Annotated in this window: 5 protein-coding genes and 1 tRNA gene; 1 reads left to right on the plus strand and 5 read right to left on the minus strand. The window is 62.4% G+C overall.

The window, feature by feature from the left end; genetic code table 11:
* Nucleotides 1–132: 132 nt before the first annotated feature.
* The 5 genes from eda to EOE18_RS09295 all read right to left on the minus strand — a co-directional run bounded on the left by eda (nucleotide 133) and on the right by EOE18_RS09295 (nucleotide 6,310).
* Nucleotides 133–765 (minus strand): bifunctional 4-hydroxy-2-oxoglutarate aldolase/2-dehydro-3-deoxy-phosphogluconate aldolase, encoded by a 633-nt coding sequence (eda, locus tag EOE18_RS09275; protein ID WP_127708713.1) that lies wholly within the window; start codon nucleotides 763–765, stop codon nucleotides 133–135.
* Nucleotides 762–1,742, minus strand: coding sequence for a glucokinase (locus tag EOE18_RS09280; RefSeq protein ID WP_127708716.1), 981 nt, complete (start codon nucleotides 1,740–1,742; stop codon nucleotides 762–764). Before EOE18_RS09280 ends, eda begins: the two co-directional genes overlap by 4 nt.
* Nucleotides 1,743–1,777: 35 nt before the next feature.
* Nucleotides 1,778–3,607, minus strand: coding sequence for a phosphogluconate dehydratase (edd, locus tag EOE18_RS09285; RefSeq protein ID WP_127708719.1), 1,830 nt, complete (start codon nucleotides 3,605–3,607; stop codon nucleotides 1,778–1,780).
* Between the two features lie 83 nt (nucleotides 3,608–3,690).
* Nucleotides 3,691–5,130 (minus strand): glucose-6-phosphate dehydrogenase, encoded by a 1,440-nt coding sequence (gene zwf / locus EOE18_RS09290; protein WP_127708722.1) that lies wholly within the window; start codon nucleotides 5,128–5,130, stop codon nucleotides 3,691–3,693.
* Between the two features lie 217 nt (nucleotides 5,131–5,347).
* A complete protein-coding gene (locus EOE18_RS09295) occupies nucleotides 5,348–6,310 on the minus strand; it encodes a peptidylprolyl isomerase (RefSeq protein WP_246027353.1) in 963 nt (320 codons plus the stop codon).
* 113 nt (nucleotides 6,311–6,423) lie between these two features.
* Here EOE18_RS09295 and EOE18_RS09300 point away from each other — a divergent pair.
* A tRNA-Ser gene (locus EOE18_RS09300) sits at nucleotides 6,424–6,514 on the plus strand.
* Nucleotides 6,515–6,832 lie beyond the last annotated feature (318 nt).

Below are 6,832 nucleotides of genomic sequence, written 5' to 3' on the forward strand. Positions count from 1 at the left end.
ACCCATTGTGCAACTGCACAAACGAATGTTCGCGGCCTTTCGGAGCGGGTAGAAGGTTGGGCAGGCCGGCAAGCTTTGGGGGGGAAACCTGCCCGCGCCGATGGCTAGCGCGGGCAGGGCAATAGTAGGTTCTTATCCGCGCAGGGCCGCAGCCTGTGCCGCAGCGGCGGTAATGGCGGCAACATCGGGCGTGCCCTTACCAACCATCCAGCTACCGCCGACGCAAAGCACGGCTTCAAGGCCCAGATAGCCCGGCGCCGTGGCAGGCGTGATGCCGCCCGTGGGGCAGAAGCGCACATTGCCGAAGGGGCCGGCAATGGCCTTAAGCGCATTGACGCCACCGCTGGCTTCGGCGGGGAAGAATTTGAAGCGGTTGAGGCCCAGATCCAGACCCAGCATGATATCGCCGCCATTGGCGGTGCCGGGCAGGAAGGGGATGTCGGCCTTGATCGCCGCTTCACCCAGACGCGCGGTCAGGCCGGGGGAGACGATGAATTCGCTGCCCGCGTCAATCGCCGCGGCCAGATCATCGGGGTTCAGCACAGTGCCAGCGCCGACAATCGCGCCGGGAACTTGGCGCATCACCTTGATCGCGTCCAGCGCGCAAGGGGTGCGCAGGGTCACTTCCAGCACGTTGAGGCCACCGGCCACCAAAGCTTCGGCAATCGGCAGGGCATGGGCCAGATCGTCGATCACCAGCACCGGAATAACCGGCGCGGTGCGCATGATAGCGTCAATCTTGGCAGAGGCGGGGGTAGCGGTCATTGGCCATGTTCCTTTTGAAAGGCGGCAGCAGCGCCGAGCAAGCCCGGCTGGGGATGGGTGATGAGCTTGACCGGAATGGTGCCCATCAGATTTTCAAACCGCCCCTTGGCGGTAAAACGGCTGTGGAAACCCGATGCGATGATGCGGCCTGCCTGACGCTGGCCTACGCCACCGGCCAGAACCACGCCGCAGGAACCATGCGCCAGCGCATAGTCGCCGGCCGCCGAACCCAGCGAGAGGCAGAAACGTTCTGCCGCAGCCACGGCCAAAGCATCCTCGCCCGCATCGGCCAATTGCCAGATGGTCTTGGCATCGACCGGCACAATGGCGCGCTCTTCCAGCGCGGCCAGCGTTTCGTAAACATCGACAATGGCCTCGCCCGACACCACGCGTTCCACCGAAACGCGGCGGTGACGCTTGCGCAGGCGGGCCAGAATGGCATCGTCAATCGCGTCCACGGGGGCGAAATCGATATGCCCGCCCTCGGTGGACTGCACATTGTAAAAGCCTTTGCCGTCGCGCCACACATGGGCGATGCCAAGGCCGGTGCCCGGGCCGACGATCGACAGAGTACCCTTGGGGGCAAAAGCCTGTTCAGGCCCTGCGATATGGGTGAAAAACTCCGGCCCCACCGTGGCGGCGGCATGGCCCATCGCGCCAAAGTCATTGATGAGCGTGAGGCGTTCAATGCCCAGACGTTCACCCAAGGCTGCGGGCTGGATCACCCAATGGATATTGGCGAAACGGATCGTTTCCCCGTCCACCGGTGCGGCCAAGGCCAATGCCGCATCCTTGGGCAGGGGCACATCGCTGCGCTGGCCATGGATTTCGGCGAAATGATCCCATGCCGTTTCGAAATTGGCATGGTCTTTCGACGACAGGATGACCGGATCGCTCAGCGTGATCTGGCCGTCTTCCAATGTGGCAATGGCAAAGCGTGCATTGGTCCCGCCAATGTCAACAGCGACGATATTCATCGATTCCCCCAAAGATTTCAGTATCGTCTTTAGCCTTACAATCCGCCCAGCGCCAGCATGGCCGAACCGCCCTTTTCCGCGCCATCGGCGCCTGCGCGCATGATGGCGAAAAGTTCGCGGCCCATGCCCATCGCGGGGGCAGGCGCGGGGGCAGGCGTGCGGCCCGACAGATCGGCCAGAACTTCCAGCGTGCCGGTATGGGCACAAAGCCGGATCACATCGCCGTCCTGCACCAGCGCCAGCGGGCCGGGGGTGCCAGCGGCGTCAGACAGGGCCTCGGGCGTGGCGTGGATCGCGGCGGGCACCTTGCCCGATGCGCCCGACATGCGGCCATCGGTGACCAGCGCGACCTTGAAGCCCTTGTCCTGCAAAATGCCCAGAGGCGGGGTCAGCTTGTGGAGTTCTGGCATACCATTGGCGCGGGGGCCCTGGAAACGCACGACCACGACGACATCGCGGTTCAGCTCGCCCGCCTTGAACGCGGCCTGCACCGCTTCCTGACTGTCGAACACGCGGGCAGGGGCTTCGATGGTCCAGCGCTCCTTGTCCACCGCGCTGGTCTTGAAGGTGGCGCGGCCCAGATTGCCCTTGACCAGACGCATGCCGCCATCGGGCTGGAACGGATCGCTGGCAGGGCGCAGCATTTCGGGGTCGCCCGATTGGGCAGGCGCGGCGCGGAACACCAGATCGCTGCCGTCGAGAAAGGGTTCGGTGCCATAGGCCTCCATGCCACCATCCGCGATGGTCAGGATGTCGCCATGGGCAAGGCCTGCACCCACCAGTTCACGGATGACATAGCCCATGCCGCCCGCTGCGTGGAAATGGTTCACGTCGCCGCTGCCATTGGGATAGACGCGGGCGATCAGCGGCACGGCCGAGGACAGATCGTCCAGATCCTGCCAATCGAGCTGGATACCGGCCGCGCGGGCCATGGCGGGAAGGTGGATGGCATGATTGGTGCTGCCGCCGGTGGCCAGCAGGCCGATGCAGGCGTTGAGGATCGCCTTTTCATCCACCACCTGTGCCATCGGGCGCGGATCGCTGCCCTTGCGGCTGATTTGCGCCAGACGATGCACAGCGGCGCGGGTCAGCGCGCTGCGCAAAGGCGTGTTGGGGCTGACAAAGCTGGAACCGGGCAATTGCAGGCCCATCATTTCCATCATCATCTGGTTGGAATTGGCGGTGCCAAAGAAGGTGCAGGTGCCCGGCGAGTGATAGGAACCCATCTCGCTCTTCAGCAATTCCTCGCGGCCTACCTTGCCTTCGGCATAAAGCTGGCGGGTCTTCTGCTTTTCTTTGTTGGCAATGCCGCTGGGCATCGGGCCGCTGGGGATGAACACGGCGGGCAAATGGCCAAAACGCAGCGCGCCCATCACCAGACCCGGCACGATCTTGTCGCAAATGCCCAGCAAAGCCATGCCGTCAAACACTGCATGGCTCATGGCAATGGCGGTGGACATGGCAATGGCATCGCGGCTGAACAGGGAAAGCTCCATGCCGTCCATGCCCTGCGTCACGCCGTCGCACATAGCGGGCACGCCGCCTGCCACCTGCGCCGTGGCACCCACTTCGCGGGCATAGAGCTTCATCGCCTCGGGATAGCGGCCATAGGGCTGATGCGCCGAAAGCATGTCATTATAGGCGGTGACAATCGCGAAATTCTGCGCCTTGGTGAAAGCCATGGTGGGTTGGTCATTTTCGGCACCGGCATAGGCATGGGCCAGATTGGAGCAGCCATAGGCGGCGCGGTCGCCCAGACGATCGGCTTCGCGCGCCATCAGATCGAGATAGGCGGCGCGGCTGTCCTTGGAACGCGCGATCACGCGCTCGGTGACGCGGGCGATGGTGGGGTGCAATTGGGTCATTCTCGGATACTCCGGTGCCTTGCGGCTTTATTTCTGTGCTGGCGGGCGGGCCTTTGCAGGCCCAGCCTTATTCATGCCCAGCCTTACTCATGCCAGGCGACGCTATCCTTCGCAGCCAAAGCGATGGCGGCGGTCGGCCCCCAGCTTCCGGCGGAATAGGGATTGGGCGTGATGTGGTTTTCGGCCCAGCACTGGCGGATGCCGTCGATCCATGCCCATTGCGCCTCCACCTCGTCGCGGCGGACGAACAGGGTCTGGTCGCCCTCGATCAGGTCCAGCAGCAGGCGTTCATAGGCGATGCGGCGCTGGGGACCGGCGAAGGCGTCCTCCATGCGGATGTCCAACGGCACTTCGCGCAGGCGCAGGCCGCCACGGTCCAGACCGGGCTCCTTGGCCATCAGCGTGAAGGTGATGTTTTCCTCCGGCTGGATGCTGATGATCAGGCGGTTGGGCTGGGCAACTGCGCCGCGCTGCGCAAACATCGAATGGGGCACGGGGCGGAACTGCACCACGATTTCGGTCACGCGGCGGGGCAGACGCTTGCCGGTGCGCAGATAGAAGGGCACGCCCTTCCAGCGCCAATTGTCGATATGCGCCTTGATCGCTACGAAAGTCTCGGTGGTGGAAGGTTTGCCCAATTCATCGGCATAGCCGGGCACCGGATTGCCGCCCGAGGTGCCCGCGCGATATTGGCCGGTCACTGTGTCGGCAGGGCCAACCGCGCGCAGCGAACGCAGCACCTTGGTCTTTTCACCACGGATCGCGGCGGGGTCAAACCGGCTGGGCGGCTCCATCGCCACCAGCGCCAGCAATTGCAGCATGTGGTTTTGCAACATGTCGCGCATCGCGCCTGCGCCATCATAGAAGCCGACGCGGCCTTCCAGACCCACCGTTTCGGCCACGGTGATCTGCACATGCTCGATATATTGCGCATTCCAGATCGGTTCGAACATGATGTTGGCAAAACGCAAGGCCAACAGGTTCTGCACCGTTTCCTTGCCCAGATAATGGTCGATGCGGAAAATGCGGTCTTCGCTGAAAGCCGTGCCCACCGCGTCATTGATATGGCGGCTGGTTTCCAGATCGGTGCCCAGCGGCTTTTCCAGACCGATGCGGCTGGTTTCACCGGCAAGGCCGCTGGCCTGCAAGCCGGCGATGGTGGGTTCAAACAGGCTGGGCGCGGTGGACAGGAAAATGGCCAGCCCATCTTCGCGCGGGCCAACCTTTTGCGCCAGATCGGCAAAGCTGGCGGTCTGGTTGGCGTCCAGCGCCTGATAGGAAACGCGCTTCAAAAAGCCGTCGATCGCGCCCTTGCGGTAATCGGGCAGGAACTTGTTCAGCGCATCCTGAGCGAAATTGCGGAAGGCCGTGTCATCCAGATCCGAACGTGCGGTGCCCACGATCTTGAGCTTGTCCGACACCAGATTATCGGCATGCAGCGCGCAGAGCGAAGGCAGCAGCATCCGCTGCGACAGATCACCCGTGGCGCCGAAAAGCAGCAGGCGGTCGGCGGTGAAGCTCATGGATGGTTCCCTTATGTTCTTGCGAATGCGTTTACACTGCGTTTGACATTTTATTGCGCGGAGCAGCTTATGCCCTGCGGAGATTGACAAGCGATGTAACAGCGCATGGGGGGCTGCGCCAGTTGAGCGGGGCGATCTTGCGCAGTTTTTGCCAAGTTTGAATACGAATTACCGCAATGAATACGATGCGGCGAACAGGATGCGCCGCATCGGCGGATCAGGGGGCGCGGCGGATCGGCACAGGTATGTTGCAAATGTCGGCGCTGCCGGCGGCATAGATATAGAACGCATCGCGGCGGTTCACGCGGGCGCTGACATAGTCGCGGAAAGTCTGACTGGCGGTGGAGAGATATTGCAGGCGCGGTTGCTGGTCCTGCGGCAATTCGCTGGCCAGTCGGATGGTCTGGATCGGGGTGTTTTTGGCTTTGTCATTATACATGCCATTGCCCGGCGCGCGGGGCAGGGAAGACAGATGCTCGATCCCCTCGATCACACGGCCCACCACGGCGATGTTGCGGTCCAACTGGCGCGGGGGCGTGCCGATCACGGCGTAAAGTTCCGCGCCGGTGCCGGTGTCGGGGGAATTGTTGCGGCCAACGCCGACGGTGGCGTAGCAATGGGTGGGCCAAATATAGTCGTCATCATAGGCGACGGGAAAGCCACGTTCTATGCCGGTAAAGGAGGCGTAGGGGTCTTTGCCCTTGTTGATGAATTCGGGCGCATCAAAGGTTCGGATCTTGTACTCGCTCTCCGGCACCACCGCCAAACCGGCGGGCAGGGGTTTGGCTTGCGGCGTATCCTCGTCCGGATCGCCAAATTGCGCCACCCAATTGTCCTGCACGCGATAGACCGCGCCATTGTCCCACCAATGGGCCAGCGCCAGCTTTTTCATATTGCCGATCCAGCCTTGGGAAAAAGGCGGTGGCAAGAGCTGGATGATCACCTGCCGCGCCTTGCCCTGTGTGTCGGGGGATAAAGTCATCACCAGCAGATCGGATGGCGCAATGGCCACCCAATCGCTGGCGGGCGCGGCTTTCACAATATCGCCCGCGCTGCGGGGTTTGGCAGGTTGTTGGGGTTGGGCGATCTGCGGCGGGGCGGCCATGGTGGAGGCGGCGGTCATGGCGCTGGCCAGCGCGGCGGCAACCAGTGCGGAGGTGAGGAGAAATTTTCCGTTCATCGCCGCAATCTGCCCAGCCTTGGTCGCTCACGCAAGTTTGTTGTCCATTCGGTTGCAACTGCCTCTTGCGTAACCGCAAACTTCCCGCTAGGGGCGCCCTTCCAGAGCAATGCGGAGCGGTGGCCGAGTGGTCGAAGGCGCTCGCCTGGAAAGTGAGTATACGCCAAAAGCGTATCGAGGGTTCGAATCCCTCCCGCTCCGCCAGATCCCTAATCCAGGGCGATTTATCTCGAACCGATTTGAACAGCTAAGCCCGCAGATTTCTGCGGGTTTTTGCTGTGTCACCAACTTTTTTCAGTCCGCGCTAGACCGCGTCAATTCGCGGGAGATCGGCGCCGGAGTTATGACCAATTTTATGACTGTTGAGTTGCGCTGAGAATTGACCCGGGATTTTCATTGAGAATTGACCCGGGTGGGTATGGGTTATGTGCTGCCCATGGCGGTCAAGGTCAAGCTTTGGGTTTATACCTTTCTGGATTTTGGGGTGGCGGAACTGGCCCTGAAGCGGAAGCTGTCATTGCC

Origin of the sequence: Novosphingobium umbonatum (assembly GCF_004005905.1) — a bacterium.
GTDB lineage: Bacteria > Pseudomonadota > Alphaproteobacteria > Sphingomonadales > Sphingomonadaceae > Novosphingobium > Novosphingobium umbonatum.

Coding starts and splice junctions, on each gene's coding strand:
- eda (WP_127708713.1), bottom strand. CDS start 765: ATGACCGCTACCCCCGCCTCTGCCAAGATTGACGCTATCATGCGCACC.
- edd (WP_127708719.1), bottom strand. CDS start 3,607: ATGACCCAATTGCACCCCACCATCGCCCGCGTCACCGAGCGCGTGATC.
- zwf (WP_127708722.1), bottom strand. CDS start 5,130: ATGAGCTTCACCGCCGACCGCCTGCTGCTTTTCGGCGCCACGGGTGAT.
- EOE18_RS09280 (WP_127708716.1), bottom strand. CDS start 1,742: ATGAATATCGTCGCTGTTGACATTGGCGGGACCAATGCACGCTTTGCC.
- EOE18_RS09295 (WP_246027353.1), bottom strand. CDS start 6,310: ATGAACGGAAAATTTCTCCTCACCTCCGCACTGGTTGCCGCCGCGCTG.